Source organism: Streptomyces sp. SirexAA-E (assembly GCF_000177195.2).
GTDB lineage: Bacteria > Actinomycetota > Actinomycetes > Streptomycetales > Streptomycetaceae > Streptomyces > Streptomyces flavovirens.
In genome coordinates, this window is the sequence record NC_015953.1 from 6,829,729 (window position 1) to 6,854,240 (window position 24,512).

General features: G+C 73.6%; 18 protein-coding genes. 15 read left to right on the forward strand and 3 right to left on the reverse strand.

Annotation, left to right across the window (positions count from 1 at the left end):
* The first annotated feature begins 124 nt into the window (after positions 1–124).
* Positions 125–1,402, forward strand: a complete 1,278-nt coding sequence (locus SACTE_RS29820; protein ID WP_014049738.1) for an MFS transporter — start codon at positions 125–127, stop codon at positions 1,400–1,402.
* A 199-nt stretch (positions 1,403–1,601) separates the two neighbouring features.
* Positions 1,602–1,817, forward strand: coding sequence for a hypothetical protein (locus tag SACTE_RS35635; protein WP_019993192.1), 216 nt, complete (start codon positions 1,602–1,604; stop codon positions 1,815–1,817).
* Between the two features lie 73 nt (positions 1,818–1,890).
* Here the strand turns inward: SACTE_RS35635 and SACTE_RS29830 are convergent, their stop codons facing one another.
* Positions 1,891–3,708 carry a thiamine pyrophosphate-dependent enzyme gene (locus SACTE_RS29830; protein ID WP_014049739.1) on the reverse strand — a complete coding sequence of 606 codons (1,818 nt, stop codon included), beginning with the start codon at positions 3,706–3,708 and terminating at the stop codon, positions 1,891–1,893.
* A 352-nt stretch (positions 3,709–4,060) separates the two neighbouring features.
* On the opposite strand from SACTE_RS29830, the gene SACTE_RS29835 reads away from it, so the two are divergent.
* The 12 genes from SACTE_RS29835 (at position 4,061) to SACTE_RS29890 (ending at position 17,680) form a co-directional block, all read left to right on the forward strand.
* Entirely contained in the window at positions 4,061–6,172 is a 2,112-nt protein-coding gene (locus SACTE_RS29835; protein ID WP_014049740.1) for a glycoside hydrolase family 27 protein, read from the forward strand.
* A 174-nt stretch (positions 6,173–6,346) separates the two neighbouring features.
* Positions 6,347–7,636 carry an extracellular solute-binding protein gene (locus SACTE_RS29840; RefSeq protein WP_014049741.1) on the forward strand — a complete coding sequence of 430 codons (1,290 nt, stop codon included), beginning with the start codon at positions 6,347–6,349 and terminating at the stop codon, positions 7,634–7,636.
* Position 7,637: 1 nt separating this feature from the next.
* The gene (locus SACTE_RS29845; RefSeq protein ID WP_014049742.1) at positions 7,638–8,576 is read left to right on the forward strand and encodes a sugar ABC transporter permease; all 939 of its coding nucleotides are present in this window, start codon (positions 7,638–7,640) and stop codon (positions 8,574–8,576) included.
* Complete coding sequence (locus tag SACTE_RS29850) at positions 8,573–9,466, forward strand: carbohydrate ABC transporter permease (RefSeq protein ID WP_014049743.1); 894 nt, start codon at positions 8,573–8,575, stop codon at positions 9,464–9,466. The genes SACTE_RS29845 and SACTE_RS29850 overlap by 4 nt, the downstream gene beginning before the upstream one ends.
* Complete coding sequence (locus SACTE_RS29855) at positions 9,463–11,565, forward strand: alpha-galactosidase (protein ID WP_014049744.1); 2,103 nt, start codon at positions 9,463–9,465, stop codon at positions 11,563–11,565. Before SACTE_RS29850 ends, SACTE_RS29855 begins: the two co-directional genes overlap by 4 nt.
* Before the next feature lie 69 nt (positions 11,566–11,634).
* On the forward strand, positions 11,635–12,393 hold the full coding sequence (locus SACTE_RS29860) for an SDR family NAD(P)-dependent oxidoreductase (RefSeq protein WP_014049745.1): 759 nt from the start codon (positions 11,635–11,637) through the stop codon (positions 12,391–12,393).
* 42 nt (positions 12,394–12,435) lie between these two features.
* Positions 12,436–13,179 carry a FadR/GntR family transcriptional regulator gene (locus tag SACTE_RS29865; protein WP_014049746.1) on the forward strand — a complete coding sequence of 248 codons (744 nt, stop codon included), beginning with the start codon at positions 12,436–12,438 and terminating at the stop codon, positions 13,177–13,179.
* The gene (gene dgoD, locus SACTE_RS29870) at positions 13,176–14,321 is read left to right on the forward strand and encodes a galactonate dehydratase (protein ID WP_014049747.1); all 1,146 of its coding nucleotides are present in this window, start codon (positions 13,176–13,178) and stop codon (positions 14,319–14,321) included. Before SACTE_RS29865 ends, dgoD begins: the two co-directional genes overlap by 4 nt.
* Positions 14,315–15,259 carry a hypothetical protein gene (locus SACTE_RS29875; protein ID WP_014049748.1) on the forward strand — a complete coding sequence of 315 codons (945 nt, stop codon included), beginning with the start codon at positions 14,315–14,317 and terminating at the stop codon, positions 15,257–15,259. Before dgoD ends, SACTE_RS29875 begins: the two co-directional genes overlap by 7 nt.
* Positions 15,172–15,819 carry a bifunctional 4-hydroxy-2-oxoglutarate aldolase/2-dehydro-3-deoxy-phosphogluconate aldolase gene (locus SACTE_RS29880; protein WP_014049749.1) on the forward strand — a complete coding sequence of 216 codons (648 nt, stop codon included), beginning with the start codon at positions 15,172–15,174 and terminating at the stop codon, positions 15,817–15,819. Before SACTE_RS29875 ends, SACTE_RS29880 begins: the two co-directional genes overlap by 88 nt.
* Positions 15,816–16,685 (forward strand): SMP-30/gluconolactonase/LRE family protein, encoded by an 870-nt coding sequence (locus SACTE_RS29885; RefSeq protein ID WP_014049750.1) that lies wholly within the window; start codon positions 15,816–15,818, stop codon positions 16,683–16,685. Before SACTE_RS29880 ends, SACTE_RS29885 begins: the two co-directional genes overlap by 4 nt.
* Positions 16,682–17,680: a sugar kinase gene (locus tag SACTE_RS29890; protein ID WP_014049751.1), complete on the forward strand. Its 999-nt coding sequence runs from the start codon at positions 16,682–16,684 to the stop codon at positions 17,678–17,680. The genes SACTE_RS29885 and SACTE_RS29890 overlap by 4 nt, the downstream gene beginning before the upstream one ends.
* A gap of 241 nt (positions 17,681–17,921) precedes the next feature.
* Here SACTE_RS29890 and SACTE_RS29895 read toward each other — a convergent pair whose 3' ends face one another.
* Complete coding sequence (locus SACTE_RS29895) at positions 17,922–19,529, reverse strand: S8 family peptidase (RefSeq protein WP_014049752.1); 1,608 nt, start codon at positions 19,527–19,529, stop codon at positions 17,922–17,924.
* A 580-nt stretch (positions 19,530–20,109) separates the two neighbouring features.
* Between SACTE_RS29895 and SACTE_RS29900 the strand changes: the two genes are divergently transcribed.
* Entirely contained in the window at positions 20,110–23,052 is a 2,943-nt protein-coding gene (locus SACTE_RS29900; RefSeq protein ID WP_014049753.1) for a LuxR family transcriptional regulator, read from the forward strand.
* A gap of 86 nt (positions 23,053–23,138) precedes the next feature.
* Here the strand turns inward: SACTE_RS29900 and SACTE_RS29905 are convergent, their stop codons facing one another.
* On the reverse strand, positions 23,139–24,338 hold the full coding sequence (locus tag SACTE_RS29905; protein WP_019993195.1) for a cytochrome P450: 1,200 nt from the start codon (positions 24,336–24,338) through the stop codon (positions 23,139–23,141).
* Positions 24,339–24,512: the final 174 nt, after the last annotated feature.

The window sequence follows — 24,512 nt, forward strand, 5'->3', positions numbered from 1 at the left end:
TCAGTTGGCCGCCCTGGTCGCCGTCGGATGGACTGTGGCCCTGCTCAGCGCCGCATGCCTGGCGACGACCCGGCCAGGCGGAGGGACCACCCAGGCCGAGCGGGGATCGAAAGGACGTCCGACAATGACCGATCTCCTCCAAGAACCGAAGCCGCGAACCCGGCGCGGCAGAGGCACCCCCGGCAGGCTCGGTACGGCCGTGCTGGCAGTCGGCCTCCTGATGACCGCGTTCAATCTGCGCATCGGGGTCGCCTCGATCAGCCCGGTGCTCTCGGAGATCCAGGCGGATCTCGGCCTCTCCGAAGTCGTCGTCGGCCTCCTCACCAGCATTCCCGTCGTCGCCTTCGGGGCCTTCGCGTTCGTCGCCCCGGCCCTGAGCCGCCGCCTGGGCCTGCACCGACTCCTCGGAGCGACGATGATCGCGCTCGCCGCCGGCATCGCCCTGCGCCTCCAGCCCGGTCTGGCGGGCCTCTTCGTCGGCACCGTCGTCATCGGGGCGTCGATCGCGATCGCCAACGTCGTCATGCCGGCCGCGATCAAGCGGGACTTCTCCCACCGTGTCGGCCTGATGACGGGCCTGTACTCGACCGCGCTCTCCGCCGGCGCCGCCCTCGCCTCGGGCGCCACGGTGCCGTTGCTGTCGGCGGCCGGTGGTGGCTGGCGGACCACACTGGCCCTGTGGTCGATCCCCGCCCTCGTCGCCTTCCTCGTCCTCCTCCCGCAGCTGCGGCGTCCCCCTGTCCGCGACCCCCTGACCCATGAGGTCGCCGACGCCCCGTCCGATGCCGGCGAGCCCTCCGTCCGCGCGCTCACACGCGACCCGGTCGCCATCGCCGTCACCGCGCTCATGGGCCTCCAGAGCATGAGCTACTACGCGGCCCTCACCTGGGTCCCGACCCTGCTCCAGGACGCGGGCACGGACGCGCACACGGCCGGCTGGATGCTCTCCTACTCGGCCTTTCCCGCCATCGCCGCCTCACTCGTGACGCCCGCGCTCGCCAGGCGGGCCCGCCCGACGTGGTTCCCCGTCGCGGTCGCCGTCGTGTCGACCGGTGCCGCCTTCGTCGGTCTGGCGGCCGCCCCCACGTCGGCGGTGTACGTCTGGATGACGCTGCTCGGGCTCGGCCAAGGGGCTTCCCTCAGTCTGTCCCTCACCTACATCGTCCGGCGCTCGCCCGATGCCAGGCACACCGGCCACGTCTCCATGATGGCCCAGGGATTCGGCTACCTGCTGGCCGGTCTCGGCCCCATCGGCCTCGGCGCACTCCACACCGCGACGCGGGGCTGGAGCGTCCCGCTCATGGCGCTCATCGGCCTGCTCGTCCTCCAGATGTGGGCCGGAGCGCTCGCGAGCCGTGAACGCCACGTGCTCGCCGGCCGGGCGCCGGTGACCGGGCGCTGACCCGTGCACGCACCCCGGCCCGTCCGACGGCTCACGTTCGGACGGGCCCCGGCGGGTTGTCCCGCATGTCCTCCGTATTCGTGGTCGGTTACGACCCCCAAGGGGTACCCGGCGTCGACAGCGGAGCCCTTCGCGCCGCCTTCGACGCGGAGTTGGCCCGGTTCGCCGGGCACGGCGTCGACGCGGCGACGACCTCCTGGTGTTCGGCGCGTCGGCCGAGCCCGCCCGCGTCGCATCGCTGACCAGGCGCCCGTGGGACGGCGGGGTCGTCGGCGTCGGGATCCGCAGGACCGAGCGGTTGCCGCCGCTCCCCGAGCAGATCGCCAACCTGATCCGCCGTCATGCACCCCAGGGCGCCGTCGCGTTCGACAGCAGTGGCGGGGTCAGCGTCGAGGCGGCCCAGCGGTGGCTCTGAACGCCGTACGCGTCGGAACGTGACGGGCGGCTCACCCGCACCGCGTACGGCGAGAACCTGCGACAAGGGCGCGTCAGCGGTAGCGGGCGAGGTCGTCGTAGTGCTGCTGCAGCGCGGGTGAGAGGGCGACGCGCTTCTCCTGCAGGAGGTTCCGGGCCATGTCGCGGGCCGCGGGCTCTCCCTTGCCGAAGGCCTCTGCGAGGTGTGCGGCATGAGCGGGCTGCAGGCTTTCACCGAAGGGCGCCTCGTCGGGGTCGGTGACGGCTTCGACCAGGCACGGCCCGTCGAACGCCATCGCTTCGGCGAACACGCCGGCGGCCTCTGCCGGTGCGTCGATGCGGAAGGCTTTCAGCCCGCAGGCGCGGGCGACGGCGGCGAAGTCGACGGGGTGCAGTTCGCAGCCCATCTGGGGGTTGCCCAGGAGCGCGGTCTGCTCCCACACCTCCAGGGCGAGGGCGTTGTTGCGCAGTACGACGACCTTGACGGGCAGGCCGTACTGGGCGAGGGTGGCCAGCTCGCCCATGCCCATGCTCATGGAGCCGTCACCGGTGAAGGCGATCACCGGCCGGTCGGGGTGGGCGCATTGGGCGCCGATCGCGTAGGGCAGGGCGGAGCCCATGGTGCACAGGGTGCCCGAGAAGGAGTACTGCATACCCCGGCGCAGCCGGAGCCTGCCGCCCCAAGCGGTGACGGTACCGGCGTCCCCCGTCACGATCGCGTTGTCCGGCAGGGCCTTGGAGAGCTCCCAGGTCACCACCTGGGGACGCATCGGTGTACCGGAACCGGCGGCCTGCTCACCGATCAGGTCCCACCACCGCCGGTAGGTGTCCTGTGCCTGCTCCAGGAAGGACCGGTCGCTCTTCCGCCTGAGCAGCGGCAGCAGGGACGCCAGCACGGCGTCGGCATGACCCACCAGCCCGACTTCGACGGGATACCGCATCCCGATCCGGTCGGCGTTGAGGTCGATCTGCACCCCCCGCGCCTGCCCGGGCTCCGGCCAGAACTCGTAGTACGGGGTGGAGGAGCCGACGACGAGGAACCCGTCGCACCGCTCGAACGCCTCGTGGGAGGCGCGGGTACCGATCAGGCCCATGCCGCCCGTGGTGTACGGGCTGTCGTCCGGCACGCAGTCCTTGCCCAGCCCCGCCTTGACGATGGGTGCGCCCAGCACGTCCGCGACCTGTTCGAGAAGATCACCGGCACCGCGCGCGCCGGCTCCCGCGCAGATCGCCACCCGCCGGCACCCGTTCAGGACCTCCGCCGCCCGGCGCAGCTGGTCCTCGGGCGGGACGACCGTGAAGCGCTGCCCGGCCAGGGACAGGTGGCCCGGCACGTTCTTCGGCGAGGGCGTGTCCTGCTCCAGGGTGAAGGACTGCACGTCGATGGGGATCGCCAGATGCGAGGGCGTGCGGTTCATCAGGGCACTGCGAACCGCCAGGTCCGTGGCGGGCACGGCGTGGGCCGGTCCCATGACGCGCTCGGAGAACAGGCAGGCGTGCTCGAGCATCCGGTCCGAGGGGAGGTCCTGGAGGAAGTGCGCCCCGATCGTGTCGTGGTACGACAGTCCGGTGACGGCGATCACCGGTGCGCCGTCGATCCGGGCGTCGTACAGACCGTTCAGGAGATGGACCGCCCCGGGTCCCGCGGTGGCCACGCACGCGGCCGGACGGCCGGTGAACTTGGCGTATCCCACACAGGCCAGCGCGGCCGCCTCCTCGTGCCGCACGTGCACGAACCGCATCTGCGGATGGGTGCGCAGCGCCTCGAAGAAACCGTTGATCTGATCCCCGCAGATCCCGAAGCAGGTGTCGACACCCCACTCCAGCAGCCGCTCCACCACCAGGTCGGACGTGGTCTTCGAGCCACTGCCCGCATCGGACCGAGCACTCATGTGCAGACCCTTTCCCTTGCTGTCCTCACCGCCATGAGACGGAGACTCACCGTTCCACCTGATGGCTCCCACCTGGCTCCGTGCGGCACGGCCGCGCGTCGTACATCCACCGGAACGAGCGACACGCATCGTCCACGCCGGCGGATCGAGCGCGGCGGTTCCGGTCCGGGAGGCCTGACGGCGTCCGCGAGGACCGAGGAGAGATCGAGTTTCACTTAATTAGTAATAAATATTGACGAGGGGTCGGGCGAGCCGTCACAGTCGGTCCGTGGCGCCGCCCCGTGGTGACGGGAGGTCGGCGCCGGACATCCCCAACCTCTGGGAGAGACAGTTGATTTCGCACGGTGCAAGGATGACGCCTGCCCGGCGCGCCGCGGTCGCTGTGGGGGCGGCCGCACTGCTCGCCGTCCCGGTGCCTGCCGCACACGCCGGCCAGCGGCCCGACCAGGGCGCGCCGCCGTCCCACGGCAGCAACCCGGCGGCCACGCCGTACATGGGCTGGAACACCTACTACGGCCTCGGCGCCCCGACGGAGACCGAGGTCAGGGAGATCGCCGACTTCCTGGTCGGCAGCGGCCTGAAGAGCAGCGGTTACGACATCGTCTGGCTCGACGGCGGCTGGCAGGCCGACGATCCGCGGGACGGCCGGGGGCGGCTCGTCGCGCACCCGGACCGCTTCCCCTCCGGCATCCCCGCCCTGGTGGACTACCTCCACGAGCGCGGGCTGCGCGCCGGTATCTACACCGACGCCGGGACCTACGACGGCGGCGAGACCTGTGGCCTCGGCAGCCGTGGCCACTATCAGGAGGACGCGCGGCAGTTCGCCGGCTGGAAGGTCGACGCGATCAAGGTCGACTTCCTCTGCGGGATCACCGAGAAGCTCGATCCGGGACCCGCGTTCAAGGAGTTCGGCGACGCCGTCGCCAAGTCCGGCCGGCGCATGCTGCTCAACCTGTGCAACCCGCTGACCGACGACTGGGGGATCCCGCACACACCGGCGCAGGACGCCCACAACGCCTACGTGTACGGGCCGACGACCGCCGACTCCTGGCGGACGGGCACCGACATCGCGTGGGGCACCCCGTCCGCCGGCCAGTGGCCGAACGTGCTGCGCAACATGGACGCCAACGCCTGGCACCCCGAGGCACAGGGGCCGGGTCACTACAACGACCCCGACTACCTGATCCCGATGCGTACGCTCCAGGACGGCTCGTACGAGTTGACCGCCGAGGAGTCGACCACCCAGCTGGTGATGTGGGCCGAGATGGGCTCCCCGCTGGTCATCGGCTCGGACCCGCGCACCCTGCCCCGGCAGATGATCGACACCCTGCGCAACCCGGAGATCATCGCCGTCGACCAGGACCCCCTCGCGATCCAGGGAGTGCGCGTCGCCACGGACGCGACCGGTGACGTCTACAGCAAGGTGCTCCAGGGTTCCGGCCGCCGGGCGGTGGTGCTGCTCAACCGCTCCGACCGGCCCGCCGAGCGCACGGTGGACTTCGCCGACGCCGGACTGGCGGGGAAGGTCGGGGTGCGGGACCTGCGGGCCAGGAAGGACCGCGGGAAGCACACCGGCTCGTACACCGTCGAAGTCCCCGCCCACGGCACCGCGTTCCTCACGCTGACCGGCCGGGACGACGCCCCGGGCGCCTCGCTCGGGGTGCGCTCGGACGCGAGCCCGGCCCTGGTGCGGGACGGTGACAGGGTCAGCGTGTTCACCCGTGGCGCGGACGGTTCGCTGCGGCAGCGGACCGGGCACGAGGGGCGGGGGGACGCGCGGACCACCGGTCTCGGCGGTCCCACGCACGGGCGGATCGTGGGAGCGCCCGTCGCCCACACGGACGGGCACGGACGCATCGACGTCTTCGTCCGGGGCACCGACGACGCCGCCTACCGGCTCTCCTACGCCGGCGGCCGGTGGGGCCGGTGGCAGAAGCTCGGCGGACGGCTCGCGGACAGCCCCGCCGTCGCCTACGAGAACCCGGGGAGCTGGACCCTCTTCGCCCGGGGAGCGGACGGACGCATCCAGGTGCGCGGGCCGCGGACCGGCTGGACCTCGTTCGACGGGCCGGAGGACGCGTCGTTGTACGGACGGCCGTCGGTGGCCACCGACGGGGCGGGGCGCACCCACCTCGCCGTCCGCGCCGACGACGACTCGGTCCGTACCCGGGTGCAGGACCCCTCCGGCGCCTGGTCGGACTGGTCGTCGCTGGGCGGGACGGTGAGCGGCAGCCCCACCCTCGTCGCCGACGGGCAGCAGGTGCGGCTGTACGCACGTGCCGGTGACTACACGCTCTGGGGGCGGACCTACGCCACCGGCACCGGCTGGGGCGACTGGTCGCAGGAGAAGCGCTTCGCCAGCGGGGCCTTCGACGGCGAACTCGCCGCCGTGGCCGGGCCCGACGGCGCCGTGCTCACAGCCTTCCGCGGTGTGGCCGGAGTCGTCCGCCAGGGCCGGCTCTGACGCCGGGCCGGGAGGCGGTGGCCGCGCGGCAGGAGGGCCCCGCTCGATCCGTTAGAACATAAATTAGTAATTAATCTTGACGGCGGCGCGGTCGCCACGTCAATCTGTACCAGCCGAACGAGGGCCCGGTCGTCAGGGGGCCGGGCCCCGTTCCGTGGGCGCATAGGGAGTCCCATGAACACCACAGCACACAGCCGCCGCACCTTCCTCGCGGGCGCCGCGGCGGCCGGCGCCGCGGCGCTGACGAGCGGCTGCGTCGCCTCGTCGTCGACCGGCAAAGAGGGTGCCTCGGGCGGCGCCGTCACCCTGCAGTCCAACCTCTCCTCCCCGCAGGCCAAGTCGGCGATGCAGGAGGTCGTCGACGCCTTCAACAAGCGCGGCGGGGCGAAGGGTTCGCTCAACACCGTCGCCTCGGAGACCTTCCGTACCCAGCTGCCGACCTACCTCACCTCGGCCAACCCGCCGGACCTCTACACCTGGTACCCGGGATCGGTCGCGGAGTCCTACGCGAGCAAGGACCTGCTGCTCGACGTCAGCGATCTGTGGGAGAAGCCCGAACTCGCGGGCTACTCCGACGCGATGAGGAAGCTGTGCACCGACTCCGCGGGCAGGAAGGTCTTCGTCCCGACCACCTACTACTGGTGGGGCGTCTTCTACCGGAAGTCCCACTTCGCCAAGTGGGACGTCAAGGAGCCCACGACCTGGGACGAGTTCCTCGACCTGTGCGACAAGCTCAAGAGCAAGGGCGTCGCACCGATCGGCCTCGGCGCGGGGGGCAACACCCCCTGGGTGGCCTCGTCGTGGTTCGACTACCTCGACATCCGGATCAACGGGGCGGCGTACCACCGTGACCTGCTCGCCGGCAAGCACCGCTTCGACGACCCCGAGGTCCGCAAGGTCTTCGACCGGTGGGGCGAGGCCCTGCCCTACTTCGACCCCGACGGGACCGCGCTGCCCTTCCAGGACGCGACCACGGCCCTGCTCCAGGGCCGCACCGGCATGATGCTCATCGGCACCTTCTTCGCCGACGCCGCTCCCAAGGACCAGCTCGACGACATCGACTTCTTCCGGTTCCCCGTCATCGACCCCAAGATCCCGCTCGCCGAAGAGGCCCCGACCGACGGCTACTTCGCCAGCGCCCGGACCGGCCGCAAGGACGCCACCGAGGAGCTGCTGCGCTACCTCGCCACCGCCGAGGCCCAGGAGATCTACCTCAAGGGCTCATCCGGCACCTCGCTGCCCGCCCACCCGGACGCGAAGGACAGCGGAACTCCCCTGGTCGCCAAGGGCCGCAAGCTGATCGAGGACGCCGCGGACCTCACCCAGTTCTTCAACCGCGACTCCAGCGACGCCCTCGCCCCCACCGCCGACACCGCGCTCACCCGCTACCTGGCCAAGCCCAAGGAGATCGGCTCGATCCTCACCACATGGCAGCGTGACGCGCAGAAGATCTGGAGCCAGTGACATGGCGGTACTCACCGCGCCCCGGAAGGAGAGGCGCGAGCACACCACGGGCAGGCCGCCCGCCCGCAAGCGGGCGACCCGGGTCCCGCCCCTCGTCCTGGCGTTCGTCCTCGTACCGCTGCTCGCCGAGGCCTTCTGGGTGTTCTGGCCGGCGCTCCAGGGCTTCTACCTGGCCTTCACCAAGTGGGACGGGGTCTCCGCCCCCGAGTTCGTCGGACTGGCCAACTTCAAGGAGATGTTCGGCGACGCCGTCTTCCGGACCGCCGCCCTGGACACGGTCCTGTGGCTGCTGCTCTTCGGCGGACTCTCCGCGGCCCTCGGCCTCGGGGCGGCGCTCCTGCTCCAGCAGGAACGCAGGGGCGTCGGCTTCTACCGTGCCGCGCTCTTCCTGCCCGTGGTGTTCTCGCTCGTCGCGACCGCCCTGGTGTGGCAGGCGATGTACCAGCCGGACGGACTGATCAACCAGTTCCTCGAAGCGATCGGGCTCTCCGGCCTCACCCACGCCTGGCTCGCCGACCAGGACACCGCCCTGTACGCCGTGATCGTCCCCGCGCTGTGGCGCCAGATCGGCTATGTGATGGTGCTGTACCTGGCCGGGCTCAAGGGCATCGACCCGGTGCTCTACGAAGCGGCGAAGGTGGACGGCGCCACCCGCCTGCAACAGTTCCGGCACATCACCCTGCCGCAGCTCAGCAGTGTCAACGCCGTCGTCCTGTCCGTGATCGTCATCGACTCGCTGCGCTCGTTCGACGTGGTGTGGGCGCTCACCCGCGGTGGGCCGTACCACTCGTCCGAACTCCTCAGCACGTACATGTACTCCACCGCGTTCCAGTCGCTGCGACTGGGCTACGGCTCCGCCCTCGCGGTCGTCATCTTCGTGCTGGCCTTCGGAGTGATCGCGTCCTATCTCGTCCGAGCCTTCCGGGAGGCCGACGCATGACCGCCACCCACGCCCCGAGCCCCCGCACCGAGGAGCGGGCCCCCGTCCCGGCCGTGCGGCGCGAGCGCAGGCGGATCTGGGGCACCGCGGGCTTCCACCTGAGCGCGGGGCTGCTGTCCGCGCTGTGGCTGCTGCCCATCGCGCTGGTCCTCGTCACCAGCCTGCGCTCGTTCGACGACGTCGCCGCCCACGGAGTCGGCAGCCTGCCGCACTCCTTCACCCTGGACGGCTTCCGCCAGGCCTGGGTCGACGGCGGACAGCAGCGCGCACTGATCAACAGCCTCCTCGTCACCGTGCCGGCCGTACTCCTGTCACTGCTGCTCGCCTCGACGGCCGCGTTCGCCCTGAGCCGCTACGACGTCCCGCTGCGCCGCACCCTGCTGCTGCTGATGCTCGGCGGAAACCTGCTGCCCCCGCAGATCCTGCTGGTCCCGGTCTCCAAACTCAGCGAGATGCTCGGCCTGTACGACACGCTGTACGCGCTCATCGGTGTCCAGGTCGGCTTCGGCATCGGCTTCTACGTCTTCGTCCTGCACGGCTTCATGCGGTCCATCCCGCCCGAGATCCAGCAGGCCGCGGTCATCGACGGCGCCGGTCCCTGGCAGATCTTCACACGGATCGTCCTGCCGCTCGCCAAGCCCGCCATGGCCGCGCTCAGCGCCCTGTCGTTCACCTGGATCTTCAACGACCTGCTGTGGGCCATCACCGTCCTGCGCACGGACAGCCAGATGCCCATCACCGCCTCGCTCATCGGCCTCCAGGGCCAGTACGTCTCCATGTGGAACGTCATCGCCGCGGGCTCCGTCATCGCCGCGGCCCCGACCGTCATGGTATTCCTCAAATTTCAGCGCCACTTCGTGGCCGGACTCAACCTGGGAGCAGTGAAGTGAGCTCGTACGACCGGTGGCTGCTGCGCACCGAGAACACCACCTACGCGGTACGGATCGCGGGCGAGGGCCGGTGGGCCGAACTCGCCTCCTGGGGCCCGCACGGCACCGAGACGGGCCCGTCCCCCTTCGCCGTGCCGCACCGCACACATTTCGTCACCCCGGCCGACGCGGCCCCCGCCGAGTACCTCCCCCACGGGCTGCGCCCCTTCTCCGGCGCCGACCTGGTCGTCCGGCGTCCCGGCCGGGAACGCGGCACCTGGTGGACCTTCGACTCCGCCACCCAGGACGGCGACCGGGCCCTGCGCCTCACCTTCGCCGACGAGGAACAGGGACTGCGCGCGGCGCTCTGCTACGAGACCGTGCCCGGCACCGACGTCATCCTGCGCTGGACCGAACTGAGCTGTACCGGCGAGGAGGAACTGCGCCTGGAACGACTCGACTCCGCCGCCGTCAGCATCCCCGTCACGGACGGCGCCCGGCTCACCTACCTCACCGGCCAGTGGTCCCAGGAGTTCCGGCGCACCCAGCTCGAACTGACCCGCGGCCGCTTCGAGATGGCCTCCACCCAGGGCGTCCCCGGCCACGCCTACGCGCCCTGGCTGGCCGTGCAGGACGCCGCCGAGCCGGCCGAGGGCGCCACCCCGACGTACGGCGTCGCCCTGGAGTGGTCCGGGAACTGGCACATGGCCGCCGACGCCGAACCCGGGGGCGCGGTACGGATCAGGGCCGGCCGGGTGCCGCACGAGGGCGCCGTCCGGCTCGCCCCCGGCGCCACCCTCACCACACCACGCCTGGCCTGCGCGTTCAGCCCGGACGGCCTCGACGGGCTGGCCAGGGTCTGGCACCGCTACGAACGCCGGCTCAGCGGCGAGCGACTCGACAGGACCCGCAAGGTCCTCTACAACTCCTGGGAGGCGACCGGCTTCGACGTCGACGCCGCCGCCCAGCTCGAACTCGCCCGCATCGCCGCTGACATGGGCGCGGAGCTCTTCGTCGTCGACGACGGCTGGTTCACCGGGCGGCACGACGAGACCGGCGGACTGGGCGACTGGTTCCCTGACCCGGCGAACTTCCCCGACGGCTTCGACCACTTCATCGACGAGGTGCGCGCCACCGGCATGGACTTCGGCCTCTGGGTCGAACCCGAAGCCGTCAGCCCGGCCTCCCGGCTCTACGCCGAACACCCGGAATGGGTCTACCGGATCGACGGCCGCCCCGCCACGCTGGTGCGCGAGCAGCTCCTGCTCGACCTCGGCCGCAGGGACGTCCAGGACTTCGTCGTCGCCACCCTCGACCGGCTCCTGGGCGACCACGCGATCAGCTACCTCAAGTGGGACATGAACCGTCCGCCCACCGAACGAGGCCGGCCCGGCGGCGGCCCCGTGGAGGAACAGGACCTGGACGCCGCACACGTCGCCGGATACCTCCGGGTGCTCGACCATCTGCGCGCCCGCCACCCCCACGTCACCGTCGAGGGCTGCGCCGGGGGCGGCGGCCGGATCGAACACGCCACCCTCGCCCGTACCGACGTGGTGTGGCCCAGCGACAACACCGCCCCGCTGGACCGCCTCGCCATCCAGTACGGCTATCTGCACGCGCACGCCCCGCACACCATGAGCTCCTGGGTCACCGACTCGCCCGGCGTCTTCGACCCGCGGCCCCGGTCCCTCGCCTTCCGTTTCGTCACGGCCATGGCCGGAGTCCTCGGCATCGGCGCCGACATCCGCCACTGGTCCGCCGGACAGCGCGCCGAGGCGGCCCGGTGGGTGAGCCGCTACAAGGAGATCCGCGACGTCGTCCACCGCGGCGAGGTCCGGCTGCTGGGCAGCCCGGCCGACGCCACCTGCGGCGTCCAGTACGACGAGCAGGACGGTGCCCGGACCGTCGTCACCGCCTGGAACACCGGACGCCTGGACGGGGCGCCGCTCGTCCCCGGGCGCGCCGCCCGGCTGCGGCTGCGCGGTCTGGACCCGGCCGCCCGCTACGCCGACGAGCGGACCGGGACCGTCCACGGCGGCGCCCATCTGCTCCACTACGGCCTGCCCTTCGCCTGGACCGCGCAGTACGACGCGGAACTGGTCGTCCTGGTCAGACAGTAGGCAACCGCCCGACGTACCGTCACCGAAGCCGCCGACAGCGTGCACGAACCCCGAGGAGTCGACCACCCCATGAACGGAACCACCCGCTTCGCCGACAAGGTGGCCGTGGTCACCGGAGCCGCGTCGGGCATCGGCGCGGCCACCGCCGAGCGGCTCGCGGCGGAAGGCGCGGCGGTGATCCTCGCGGACATCGCCGAGGGCCCCGGCGAGAGCGCCGCCGCCGGCATCCGCGCCCAGGGCGGCCGGGCCCTCTTCGTCCGCGCGGACGTCGCGGACGAGGGGGACTGGGAGCGGATCGTCGCCGCGGCGCGCACCTTCGGACCCGTCGGTGTGCTGGTGAGCAACGCCTACACGGTCGACGTCACCGCCGCGCACGAGATGTCCGTCGCCTCCTGGGAGCGTCAGCTGGCGGTCAACCTCACCGGAGCCTTCCTCGGCTTCCGCGCGGTCCTGCCCGACCTGCGCGAGCGGCGCGGCGCCGTGGTGCTCACCTCATCGGTCCACGCCCACAAGGGCATCCCCGGCCACCCCGCGTACGCGGCCTCCAAGGGCGCACTGCTCTCCCTGTGCGGACAGCTGGCGGTGGAGTACGGGCCGGAGGTACGGGTCAACGCCGTACTGCCCGGCCCCATCCTCACCGCGGCCTGGGACCGGGTCTCGGAGGAGGACCGCGACAGGAGCGTCACCGAGACCGCCGCACAGCGCTTCGGCACTCCCCAGGAGGCCGCGGCGGCCATCGCGTTCCTGGCCGCGGACGAGGCGTCCTACATCACCGGATCGAGCCTGCTCGTGGACGGCGGCTGGTCCGTCGTCAAGGCCTCGGCCTGACCGCCGCCGTACCCATCGCACAGCAGAAAGGCACACACAGACATGACGCCATACGCGCGCCGCGGAGTGCACGGCCAGACCGTCGAGACCCTCGCGCGCCGGGTACTGAGCGGCGAGATCCCCGAAGGGGCGACACTCGACCTCGTGGCGCTCCAGGGCGAGCTGGACGTCAGCCTGACCGCGCTGCGGGAGTCCCTGAAGGTCCTCGCGGCCAAGGGGATCGTCGACGCCCGCCAGAAGCGCGGCACCTTCGTCAGGGCCCGCGCCGACTGGAACCTCCTCGACGCGGACGTCCTGCGCTGGCAGTTCGCGGTCGGCACCGACTCCGGTACCGACCCGACACTGCTGCGCAACCTCGGCGAGGTCCGCGGCATCATCGAACCGGCCGCCGTCCGGCTGGCCGCCGCCCGCCGCACCGACGCCGACCTCGACGCCCTCGAGGCGGCCCTCACCGCGATGGGCGAGCAGGAGGGCGGCGCCGCCCACGCGGTCGAGGCGGACCTCGCCTTCCACCGCGCGCTCCTGGCGGCCACCCACAACGAACTGCTCGAACGCATGGAGATGGTCATCGAGTCCGGCCTCGCGCGCCGCGACGAGATCGTGCACAGCTCACCGCACGGTGAGAACCCGGTACCCAGCCACCGCGCCGTCCTGGACGCCGTCCGCGAGCAGGACGCCGACGCCGCCGAACGAGCCATGCGCGCCCTGCTCGACCAGGCCGTACGCGACCTCGACCGGGTCCACGGCACCGCACCGGCCGCCGACGGGGAGGCCGGGCCCCGGTGAAGATCACCCGCATCGAGACCTTCCTCGTGCCGCCGCGCTGGCTGTTCTGCCGGATCGAGACCGACGACGGGATCGTCGGCTGGGGCGAACCCGTCGTCGAGGGCCGGGCCGAGGTCGTCCGCGCCGCCGTCGACGTCCTCGCCGAGTACCTGCTCGGCCGGGACCCGCTGCGCGTCGAGGACCACTGGCAGGTGCTCAGCAAGGGCGGCTTCTACCGGGGCGGCCCGGTACTCTCCAGCGCCGTCGCCGGCATCGACCAGGCCCTGTGGGACATCGCCGGAAAGGCGTACGGCGCTCCCGTCCACGCCCTGCTCGGCGGCCCGGTCCGCGACGAGGTCAGGGTCTACGCCTGGGTGGGCGGCGACGAGCCCGCCCGGCTCGCCGACGAGATCACCGCCCAGGTCGAAGCCGGCTTCACCGCGGTCAAGATGAACGCGGCCGGCCGCACCTCACCGCTGGCCACCCCCGCCGAGACCGCCGCCGTGGTCGAACGGGTGGCCGCGGCCCGCGACGTCCTGGGCCCCGGCCGCGACGTGGCCATCGACATGCACGGCCGCTTCGGCCCGGCCGGCGCCCGCCGGATCCTGCACGCCGTCGAGTCCCTGCACCCCCTCTTCGTGGAGGAACCCCTCCTCCCCGAACAGGGGCACCTGCTGCCCGCGCTCGTCGGCGCCACCTGCGTACCCATCGCCACCGGCGAACGGCTCTACGGGCGGTCGGAGTTCCTGCCCGCCCTGACCGCCGGCATCGCCGTCGCCCAGCCGGACCTCTCGCACGCCGGGGGCATATCCGAGGTCCACCGCATCGCCTCGCTCGCCGAGACCTACGGCGCGCAGCTCGCCCCGCACTGCCCGCTGGGCCCCATCGCGCTCGCCGCCAGCCTCCAGGTCGCCTTCTCCACCCCGAACTTCCTCATCCAGGAGCAGAGCCGGGGCATCCACTACAACAAGGACGCCGACCTGCTGTCGTACGTCGTCGACACCGAGCCGTTCCACTTCGTCGGCGGCCGGGCACGGCGCACGGCCCTGCCGGGGCTCGGCGTCACCGTCGACGAGAACGCCGTACGCGCCGCCGACCGCACCGGACACGCCTGGCGCAACCCGGTGTGGCGGCACGACGACGGCGCCTTCGCCGAATGGTGAGCACGACGAGCCCGCCCGCCGTCGAGACCGACCCGGCCCACGGCGGACGCTGGACGTCCCTGCGGGCGGGCGGCCGGGAATGGCTCTGGCACCGCGACGAGCCGCGCCGCCCCGGCGTCGTACCCGGCGACGCGTTCGCCGACGCCGGCGGGGTGGAGGAGTGCGTACCGACCGTGCGCGGCACACCCGACCACGGCGACGCCTGGGCCCGGCCCTGGCAGCGGGCCTGTGGCACCGAGTCCGTCGACTGCGCGGACTTCCGGCTCAGCCGGCGGATACGCGCCGACGGGGACCGGGCGGTGGTCGACTACCGGCTCACGGCCGAACCCGGCTACCGCTTCCTGTGGGCCGCCCACGCGCTGCTCGACCTCTCCGAGGAGGCCCGCGTCGGGATCGCGGACGGCACGCCGGCCCGCTTCTACCCGGACGGCGGCGCGCGGTGGACCCCGTGCTCCTGGCCGTCGCCTCCCGGGCGCACGGACGGCCTCGACCGGCTCGGACCCGACGACGGTACGGCCGTCGGCGCGATCGTGGACACCCGGCGGGTCGACGTCCACGACGGCACGGCCACGCTGCGGATGGCCGTCGAGGCCGAGGGCCAGCCGGTGTCCGTCGCGCTCTGGCGCAACCTCGGCGGCTTCCCCGAGCAGCGGCCCTACCGGTCCGTCGGCGTCGAGCCCATGCTCGGCCGGGTCTTCGACCTGGCGGCCGCCCGGGACGGGGACGCCGCGTGCGTGCCCCACGCCGGTGAGGTCCGCTGGCGTCTCACCGTGAGCGCGCGAGTGGCACCGCACTCGGCGACAGGAACCGCAACATCACCGAAGAACCAGACAGGGAAGGGAGCCCGCACGTGGATCTGCTGCCCGCGCTGCGTACCCACCGGATCGTCGCCATCGTGCGCGGCGCGGACCCGGACGCCGCACTCAGGACCGTACTGACCCTGGCCGAGGAGCGCCTCGCGCTCATCGAGGTCTCCCTCAGCGGACAGGACGCGCTCGGCGTCATCCGCCGGGCCCGCGCAGCCCTCGGGCCCGGTGCGCCGCTCGGCGCGGGCACCGTCCTCACCGCGCAGGACGCCCGGGCGGCGCACGACGCGGGAGCCGACTTCGTGGTCACCCCCGCCGTCTGCGAGAGCGTCACGGAGGCCAAACGCCTCGGACTGCCCGTGCTGGCGGGGGTGATGACCCCTACCGACGTCGTCGCCGCGCAGCGGCTCGGCGCGGACGCCTTCAAGCTCTTCCCCGCGGCACAGGCCGGCGGCCCCGGATATCTGAAGGCGCTGCACGGCCCCTTCCCCGACGCGCCGTTCGTGCCGGTCGGGGGAGTGGACGCCGACGCGGCCCGTACCTATCTCGCGCACGGCGCCGCCGCGGTGGGCGTCGGCTCTCCGCTGATCGGCGACGCGGCGGACGGCGGTGACCTCGACGGGCTGCGCGAACGGGCCCGCGCCTTCCTCGGCGCCGTACGGGCCACCGCGGCCGCGGACACCGGGCGATGACCGCCGCCGCACCGGCCGTGTGCTGGCAGGACCGGCTGGCGCTCGGCGAAGGCATACGCCCCGTCGACGGCGGCATCGTCCTGGTCGACATCCTCACCGGGCGGCTGCTGGCCGGCCCCGAGGACCGCACGGCCCCGCTGAGGCCACTCGCCCGGCTGTCCGTCCCCCTCGGCGCGGTCGCCCCCGTCCACGGTCGCCCCGGCACCTGGATCGCCGCCGCCGGGACCGGTGTCTGCCTGATCGGCCCGCACGGGCGGACCGAGTGGCTCGCACACCCCGAGGACGGGGCGGCCACGCCCATGCGGATGAACGACGCGGCCGCCGATCCGCACGGCAGGTTCTGGGCGGGCAGCATGGCCTACGACACCAGGGACGGCGCGGGCTCGCTCTACCGTGTCGACCACGACGGCACGGTGACCCGCGTCCTGGACGGCCTCACCGTGCCCAACGGCCCGGCGTTCGGCGCGGACGGCACCGTGCTGTACCTCGCCGACAGCGCCAAGGGCGTCATCCGCCGCTACCCGGTCGACCCGGACACCGGGCTGCCGGGTGCGCCGGAGACCTTCGCCGTCTTCGACCGGGGCAGCCCCGACGGCATGACGGTGGACGCCGAGGGCGCCCTGTGGACCGCGGTCTGGGGCACCGGCACCGTCCACCGCTACCGCGCCGACGGCACCCCGGACCGGTGCGTCCGGCTCCCGGCGGAGCAGCCCGCCGGGCTGTGCCTCGACGGGGACACGCTCTACGTCACCACCGCCCGGCACGGCCTCGCCGCGCCCGGGCCGCTGGACGGCGCGGTGTTCTCCGTGCGGGTCGACGTCCCGGGCCTGCCCACCGCCGCCTACCGGCAAGGGGGTTCCGCGTGAAGCCGGCCGAGAACCCGGGGGACCGGTGGGCCGCCCGGCCCCCGGTGACCTGCATCGGTGAGACCATGGCCGCGCTCGTCCCGGATCCCGCCGGCCCGCTGGACGGCGCCGGGGTGCTGGGGATACGGATCGCGGGCGCCGAGTCCAACGTGGCGATGTACCTCGCCGACCACGGGGTACCCGCCCGTTGGGTGTCCGCGCTGGGCGACGACCCGTTCGGACGCCGGATCCGCGCCGAGGTGGCCGCGGCGGGCGTCGACGTCAGCGGCGTACGGACCGATCCGCACCGCCCGACCGGGCTCCTCGTCAAGGACCCCGGCACCGACGGCACCCGGGTCCACTACTACCGCCGCGGCTCCGCCGCCTCGGCCCTGGGCCCCGCCCTCCTGGACGACGACGCGGTGCGCACCGCCGGGCTCGTCCACCTCAGCGGCATCACCCCGGCGCTCTCCACAGGCTGCCGGGACCTGGTCACCGCGCTGCTGGAGGCAGACCCCGGCGAGCGCCCCCGCCCTGTCAGCTTCGACGTCAACCACCGGGCCGCGCTGTGGCCGGACGGTACGGCCGCCGACGTCCTGCTCCGGCTGGCCCGGCGGGCGGACCTCACGTTCGTCGGCCTCGACGAGGCGCAGGACCTCTGGGGGGACGCGGCGGCCGACCCCGCCGCAGTGCGGGACCTGCTGCCGCGACCGCGGATCCTCGTCGTCAAGGACGGAGCACGGGAGGCGACCGCCTTCGTCGGCTCCGAGGTCCACACCGTGCCCGCCCCCAGGGTCGACGTCGTCGAACCGGTGGGCGCGGGCGACGCGTTCGCGGCCGGGTTCCTCGCCGGGCTGCTCCGCGGCGAGGAACCCGTGCGGGCGCTGCGGCTGGGGCACCTCACGGCAGGCGCCGCGCTGCGCGTCACCGGCGACCACGGCCCCTTGCCGGACCGGGCCCGACTCGCCGAGCTGCTGGACAGGACCCCCGAGGGGTGGGCGGAAGGCGGGTGGTGAACCCGGCGACGGGGCACCACGGTCGGTCCCGCCCGCGCCACGGGGGTGTACGCGCCGAGTGAGGGGGCGAGTTCACGCCTCCCTCGACGTCCGCGCCGCGATGACACCGGGGTACGGCCTGGACCGCGTGTCGATGAGCGGGTGGCGGCGGGGCCCGTGGGCCGGATCCGACGGGACACCGGCCCGTCCTCGGGGGAGCGAGGGGGCCGGTGCCGTGGGCCGTACGGTCAGCTGGTGCGGGTCAGAACTGGAGCGACCAGGCGTTGACGTACCCGGTGTCGTTGACCCAGTTGTCGGTCACGCGGAGCTTCCAGGTGCCGGCCGCGGGCCTGCCGGAGGCGTTGACCGTGTACGTGGCCTGGACGTGGTCGGCGCTGTCGTTGCTGTCGTAGTTCTTCAGCAGGTGGGCGGTGCCGTCGGGGGCGACCAGTTCGACCTTCAGGTCGCCGCGGAAGGTGTGGCGGATGTCCACGGTGACGGACAGGTTCGCGGGGGCGTCGCCGGTGACGCCGGTGACGGTCAGGGGCGACTCGACGGTGGCGTTGTCACGGATCCGGTAGTCGTCGGTGTTCTCGAACCTCTTGCCGGTCGGGGGCGGGGTGGTGCCTCCGGTGCCCGTGTGGAGCAGTTTGTTCGGGGAGCCGGTGCGGGCGTCGGTGACCTTGCCGGACGAGGCGTCCGCGACGAGTTCGTCGCGGACCTGGGCGGGGGTCCAGGTGGGGTTGGCGGAGAGGAGGAGGGCGGCGGCGCCGGCGACGTGGGGGGAGGCCATGGAGGTGCCGCTCATCGACTGGGAGGCGGTGTCGCCGGAGTTGGAGGTGGAGGTGATGCTGTCGCCCGGGGCGAAGATGTCCAGGCAGGAGCCGTAGTTGGAGCCCTGTCCGTTGCTCCAGCCGGTGGCGCGGGCGTCCCGGCTGTTGGTGGCGCCGACCGTGATGGCCGCCGGGGTGGAGGAGGGGGAGTAGGCACAGGAGTCGGCGTTGTTGTTGCCGGCCGCCACGACCCAGGTGACGCCGGAGGCTATGGAGGCCGCCACCGCGTCGTTGACCGACTGCGTCTTGCCGCCGCCGATGCTCATGTTGGCCACGGCCGGCTTCACGGCGTTCCTGGTGACCCAGTCGATGCCGGCGAGGACCGGGGCCCAGGTGTCACCCGAGGTGCCCTGGCAGTTCAGCACCCGGACGCCGACCAGCTTGACGCCCTTGGCGACTCCGTACGCACCGCCGCCGACGGTTCCGGCGACATGGGTGCCGTGCCCCTGGCAGTCGGAGGCGTCGGAGTCGTTGTCGACGAAGTCGTACCCGCTGACCGCACGGCCGCCGAAGTCGCGGTGGCTCATGCGGATGCCGGTGTCCACGATGTACGCGTTCACGTTCGACGCGGTGGTGCCGTAGGTGTACTTCCTGTCCACCGGGAGGTCACGCTGGTCGACGCGGTCCAGCCCCCAGGACGGCGGATCGGTCTGGGTGTCCACCGCGTACGCCGCGGCGTCGGCCTCCACCCGGGCCACCGACGGGTCGGCGGCCAGTTCCTTCGCCTCGCTCGGTGTCATCCGCACGGCGAAGCCGCGCAGGGCCGCGGTGTAGGTGTACCGCAGGCTGCCCGCGTGCCGTGCGGTCAACGCCTTCGCGGAGGCGGGGACGTCGGCGCGGGCGACCGAGTCCTCGAACGTGACGATGTAGGAGCCCTCGACCGCACCGGGGCGGTCCGCGCCGACGATGCGGCCCTCACCGCCGACCGGCGGTACGGGGGCCGACGCGGCCCCGGCGGTGGAGGCGGCCCCGACGAGCAGGGCGGCACCGGCGCCGAGGGCGAGCACGCGTCTGACGACGCGAACGTCGAACTCCATGGTTTCTCCTCCGAGTTCTGTCCGGGCCCGGCTCGGGCCCGGAGGGCTGCACCCGTCGCCCCGGCGGCCGGGACATCCTCTGCCTGTCGGGATCATGACAATGCGAGCGGCGGTTCTGAGGCCGCCTTCGGACCAGGTGCCCGGGGCGATGGGCTGAGGGGTGCGCGCCGCACGGAGCGGGGGCTCCGTGCGGCACGGGTGCGGTCGCACCGGACGGCTGCGTGGGGTGCAGCCGCCCCCGCACATCCGGTCCCGTCGGCCGGGGGCCGGGGTGTACGGGGAAGGCGTGGCCGGACCGCCCAGAGCTTGGGCCACGGCGCGGGAGCCCAGCAATCCGTAGCGCTACCCAAAGAGCGGGAAGCACGGGCGCCGTGCCCCACGACCGCCGAACCGGGCGGCCCGCCGGCATTCCGTAGGTGGTGGACCCCTATTGCGGCCGCGGCCGTCCGGCAGGTAGACCACCTGTTCGACGGGCGCCGTGCCCCGGCCGAGGAACGGACCGGGCCACGGTGCCCCGCCGACGGCCCCGCCGTGGTGCGCGGCGGCCTGCGGATGTGAGCGGTCGGTGGGAGGTGGAGCTGTGGAGCGAGGTTCCTTCGCTGCGGAGTACGACCCGCGGCCGGCCGACGAGGGCGGATTCGTCGGGCGGGGCGAGGAAGCACGGCGGCTGCGGGACGTCCTGCGGGCGGGGCCCGCCCTCGCGGTGGTGCGCGGGGAGGCGGGCGCAGGGCTGTCCCGGCTGGTGGACGAGGTGCTCGGCGCGGCGGAGTTCGCGGGATGGACGCAGGTGCGCGGGGCGTGCCCCGACACGCCCGACGCGGCGCCGCTCGGGCCCGTCGTCGACGCGCTGGCCGCACTGCCGCACCGGCCCGGGCTGCTCCGCAGACCGCTGCCGCCGGTGACCGGGACCGTGGGACTCGTCGTACCCGAACTGGCCGGCCTGCTGCCGCCGCCGCCCGCGTCGGCGGCCGACCCGGAGACCCGGCGCGGACTGCTGCCCCGCGCGGTCGGGACACTCCTGGAGGCCTTCGGGGACGCCGTGCTGGTCCTGGAGGACATCCACCGCGCCGATCCGGCGACCCTCGGCCTGCTCCACCGTCTGCTGCGAGCGATGCCGCCCCGGCTGCGGCTGGTCGTCACCGAGGACGCCGCGCCCGGGCTGCCCGTCCTCGGTGTCCGTGTCCCGGGACCAACGCGCCTCGCGGAGGTCCGCGTCCGGCCCTGGACCCCGGAGGAGACGGAGGAGTTCGTCCGGCGGTGGCCGGGTACGCCCCGGCCGGAGCGGGCGGAGGAGCGGCAGGAGCTCGCCGCGCTCGTGCACGAACTGACCGGCGGACTGCCCGGGGCGGCCGAGGCACTGCTGCGGGCGGCCGAAGAGACCGGCCCGCACACCGAGGGGGAGGACGGCCCGTGGGCGGGTTCCGTCCTCGCCGCCGTACGGGAGGCCGGGGTCCCCGCGCGTGTACGCCGGGAGATGGCCCGGCGATGCGCGCCGCTCGGCGAGGACGCGTGGCGGATCGTGGAGGCGGCGGCCGTCCTCGACCGGGCGGTGCCCGTCGGCCTGCTCGCCGAGGTGGCTCAGGTCGCACCCGGGCGGGCCGAGGCGGCGGTCGACGCGTGCGTACGCCGGTCCGTGCTGCGGGCCGACGGCCCGCACCCCGTCTTCCGGCACCCGTTGGACCGCAGGGCCGCGCTGGCACGGGTGCCCGGGCCCCGGCTGGCCCGGCTGAGCCTGCGCGCCGCCCGGGCACTGCACCGGGGCGGCGCCGGCCCGCTGCCGCTGGCCGATCTCGCCCGGCTGTACAGGGCGGCCGGACGGGCACGGGAAGGTCTGCGCTGCCTCGTCGCGGCGGCCGACCGGGCCGCCGACGGCGGCGACTACACCACCGCCACCCGCCTCTACACCCAGGCCGTCGCCGACGACCCGGGCGCCGGTGGCCGTATCCGCACCGCCGCGAAGCTGGCCCGCACCGCCCAACTGTCGCGCGCCGGCGACCAGGTGGTGGCCGCCGTGCGGCAGGTACTGGACGAGGACGACCCGCCGCCCCGGCTGCGCGGCGAGATCCGGCTGCACCTGAGCGTCGTCCTGCGCAACCAGAGCGGAGGGGCGCTGGACAGCCTCGACGAGGTCGCCCGCGCCATACCCGACCTGGAGGCGTCCGACCCGCAGACCGCCGCCCGCGCCATGGCGGTCGCCGCCATCCCGTCCATCAAGGGCTGGCCCGTCGACCGCCACCGGGCCTGGCTGGACCGCGCCGAGACGCTCGCCGGACGGGTCACCGACCCGGTCGCCCGCGCCGCGATCGCCGCCAACCGCGCCACCGCCCTGATGCTGCTCGGCGATCCCCGGGCCTGGGCGGCCGCCGAGGCGCTCGCCGGCCCGGCCGGGACGGCGATGGAGGGCGCGCACCACGCCCGGGGCTGGACCAACCTGGCCCACGCGTCCAGCGCCCTCGGATACGGCGTACGGGCCCGCGCGTTCCTCGACCGGGCCGCCGACGGGCTCGCCGACACCAGCAGCCCCTACCTGGAAGGGCTCACCCAGACCGCCCGCCTCGTGCTCACCTGGCACGAGGGCGGCTGGCGGAATCTGCACGCGGCCGCGGACCGCACCACCCGGCTCTACCAGGAGATCCCCGACCTGAGGGCCGAGGCCATGCTGGTCCGCGGGCTCACCGCGCTGCACGTGCTCGGCGACGTCCCCCGCGCCCGCCGCGACCTCGCCGAGGCCGCCCGGGTCACCTGCTACGACACCGGCGTCATCCTCACCGCGTCAGCCGCCGCCACCGCCCGTATCCACCTGGAGGCCGGACGGCCAGGCCAGGCGTGCGAGGCCGTCGAGGAGACCCTGCGTCAGCTGGAACGGACCGGTGGCTGGGTCTGGGCCGGTGAGGTGCTGCCCACCGCTGTGGAGGCACTGCGCGGCAGCGGGCGGACCGCGCGTGCCCACCGGCTCGTCGCCGACTTCGCGGCGGGGACCGCGGACCGCGACGCGCCCGCCGCCCGAGCCGCGCTGACCGTGTGCCGCGCGCTGCTCGCCGAGGCCGAGGACCGGCCCGAGGATGCCGTCGGCCTGCTGGACGAGGCGGAGGCGCGGTGGCGGCGGCTCGGCCGCCCCTTCGACGCGGCCCGGGCGGCGGAGGCCCGGGGGCGTTGCCTGCTCGGCCTGCGCGGGGAGGCGGCGGCCGGTGGCGTCCAGGAGGTGATCGAGGTCTACCGCGAGCTGGGCGCCCGCTGGGACGTGGCCCGTTGCCAGAGACTGCTGCGCCGCCACGACATCGTGACCACCCACCGCCGCGGCCGCCTGGGCTACGGCGACCAGCTGTCCCCGCGCGAGCAGGAGGTGGCCCGGCTGGTCGTCCAGGGACGGGCCAACCGGGACATCGCCGAGAGCCTGGTGCTGTCGACCCGGACCGTGGAGCACCATGTGGCGCGGATCATGCGGAAGTTGAACGCGACCTCCAGGACGGACATCGCCCTGGTGGGGTGGGACGAGGCCGGTGCGGGAACCGGCGGACGGTAGGGCGGGCCGCCGTCACGGGCACATGAACGGGCAGGTCCGGGACGGCACCGCACGGCACGAGTGACCGCGTCGGCGCAGCGCCGGGATCAGCGGCGCAGCCGTACGGGCAGCTCCCGCACGCTGTTGCCCACGAAGGAGGCGTGCCGGGGCAGTTCGGACTCGGGTACGGCGAGATCGAGATCGGGGAAGCGCGTGAACAGCTGTTCCAAGGCCACCGTGGCCTCCGTCCGGGCCAGCGGTGCGCCCACGCAGTAGTGCGCGCCGTGGCCCAGCGAGAGGTGCCGGGTCGTGCTGTCACGGGTGACGTCGAAGCGTGCGGCGTCCGGGCCGTGGGCCTGCGTGTCGCGGCCCGCCGCGGAGTAACCGGCGAGCACCGGGGTCCCCTTGGGGATCACGGTGCCGCCGACCGTCAGATCGCGGGTCGGGTAGCGGAACGGGAAGTAGCTGACCGGGCTGTCCCAGCGCAGGGTCTCCTCGACCACGTCGGCCCAGCTCGCACCGCCCGACCGGACCAGGGCGAGCTGGTCGCGGTGGGCGCACAGGGCCCGGACGGCGTTGGTGATCAGATTGAGCGTCGTCTCGTGACCGGCGACGATCGTGAGCATCAGGGTGCCGATCAGCTCCTGCGGACCGAGCCGGTCGCCGTCCTCGTCACGGGCCGCGATCAGCGCACTGGTGAGGTCGTCCCCGGGGTCCGCCGCCCGGGCGGCGGCGACAGCGCTCAGGACCCGCACCATCTCCTGGTCGGCCGCCGTCGCCTCCGCGGGGCCGATGTCCGTGGCGACGATCCGGTCGGACAGGTGGTGCAGCCGGTCCTGGTGCCGGTCGTCCACGCCCAGCAGTTCGCAGATCACCCCCATCGGCAGCGGCAACGCGAAGTGTCTGCGCAGATCGACGACACCGCCGTCGGCGGCGGCCTCGAGAGCGTCCAGGAGCGTGGCGGTCAACGTCTCGACGCGGGGCCGCAGTTCCTCGACGCGGCGCGCGGTGAACGCCTTGCTCGTCAGGGACCGCAGCCGCCGGTGGTCGGCGCCGTCGGCGGTGGTCATTCCCGGCACCGTGGCGAACGTCCTCAGCGGCCAGCCGTCGGCGATCTCCCCGGCCTGGAGTGCCGCGAAGTGCTGGGCGCTCTTCGCGACGTCGGGGTGCGCGAGGAACTCCTTGAGCGCGTCATGGCCCAGGACCGCCATGCCTTCCACCTCGCCCGGGAGGACCACCGGTGTGACGGCGCCCCGGGCGAGCAGCCGGGCATTGGCGGCGTGCGGGCAGCCGCCCGCCGGGTCCATGCGGTGAGGTCGGTCGGCTGCGGGGTCCACCGGTGACGTGGGCAACAGGACTCTCCAGACGGGAGTGCGGGTGTGACGGCGGGTGGCCCCGGGTGCCCGTGCGCGGGTCGTCCTACGCACGTCGGGGCGTGGCCCTTCGCGCGGCACGCGTACGGTCCGTCGGGTCCCTGCACG

Coding starts and splice junctions, on each gene's coding strand:
- SACTE_RS29830 (WP_014049739.1), bottom strand. CDS start 3,708: ATGAGTGCTCGGTCCGATGCGGGCAGTGGCTCGAAGACCACGTCCGAC.
- SACTE_RS29850 (WP_014049743.1), top strand. CDS start 8,573: ATGACCGCCACCCACGCCCCGAGCCCCCGCACCGAGGAGCGGGCCCCC.
- SACTE_RS29820 (WP_014049738.1), top strand. CDS start 125: ATGACCGATCTCCTCCAAGAACCGAAGCCGCGAACCCGGCGCGGCAGA.
- SACTE_RS29845 (WP_014049742.1), top strand. CDS start 7,638: ATGGCGGTACTCACCGCGCCCCGGAAGGAGAGGCGCGAGCACACCACG.
- SACTE_RS29895 (WP_014049752.1), bottom strand. CDS start 19,529: ATGGAGTTCGACGTTCGCGTCGTCAGACGCGTGCTCGCCCTCGGCGCC.
- SACTE_RS29860 (WP_014049745.1), top strand. CDS start 11,635: ATGAACGGAACCACCCGCTTCGCCGACAAGGTGGCCGTGGTCACCGGA.
- SACTE_RS29885 (WP_014049750.1), top strand. CDS start 15,816: ATGACCGCCGCCGCACCGGCCGTGTGCTGGCAGGACCGGCTGGCGCTC.
- SACTE_RS29905 (WP_019993195.1), bottom strand. CDS start 24,338: ATGGACCCGGCGGGCGGCTGCCCGCACGCCGCCAATGCCCGGCTGCTC.
- SACTE_RS29835 (WP_014049740.1), top strand. CDS start 4,061: ATGACGCCTGCCCGGCGCGCCGCGGTCGCTGTGGGGGCGGCCGCACTG.
- SACTE_RS29875 (WP_014049748.1), top strand. CDS start 14,315: ATGGTGAGCACGACGAGCCCGCCCGCCGTCGAGACCGACCCGGCCCAC.
- SACTE_RS29865 (WP_014049746.1), top strand. CDS start 12,436: ATGACGCCATACGCGCGCCGCGGAGTGCACGGCCAGACCGTCGAGACC.
- SACTE_RS29840 (WP_014049741.1), top strand. CDS start 6,347: ATGAACACCACAGCACACAGCCGCCGCACCTTCCTCGCGGGCGCCGCG.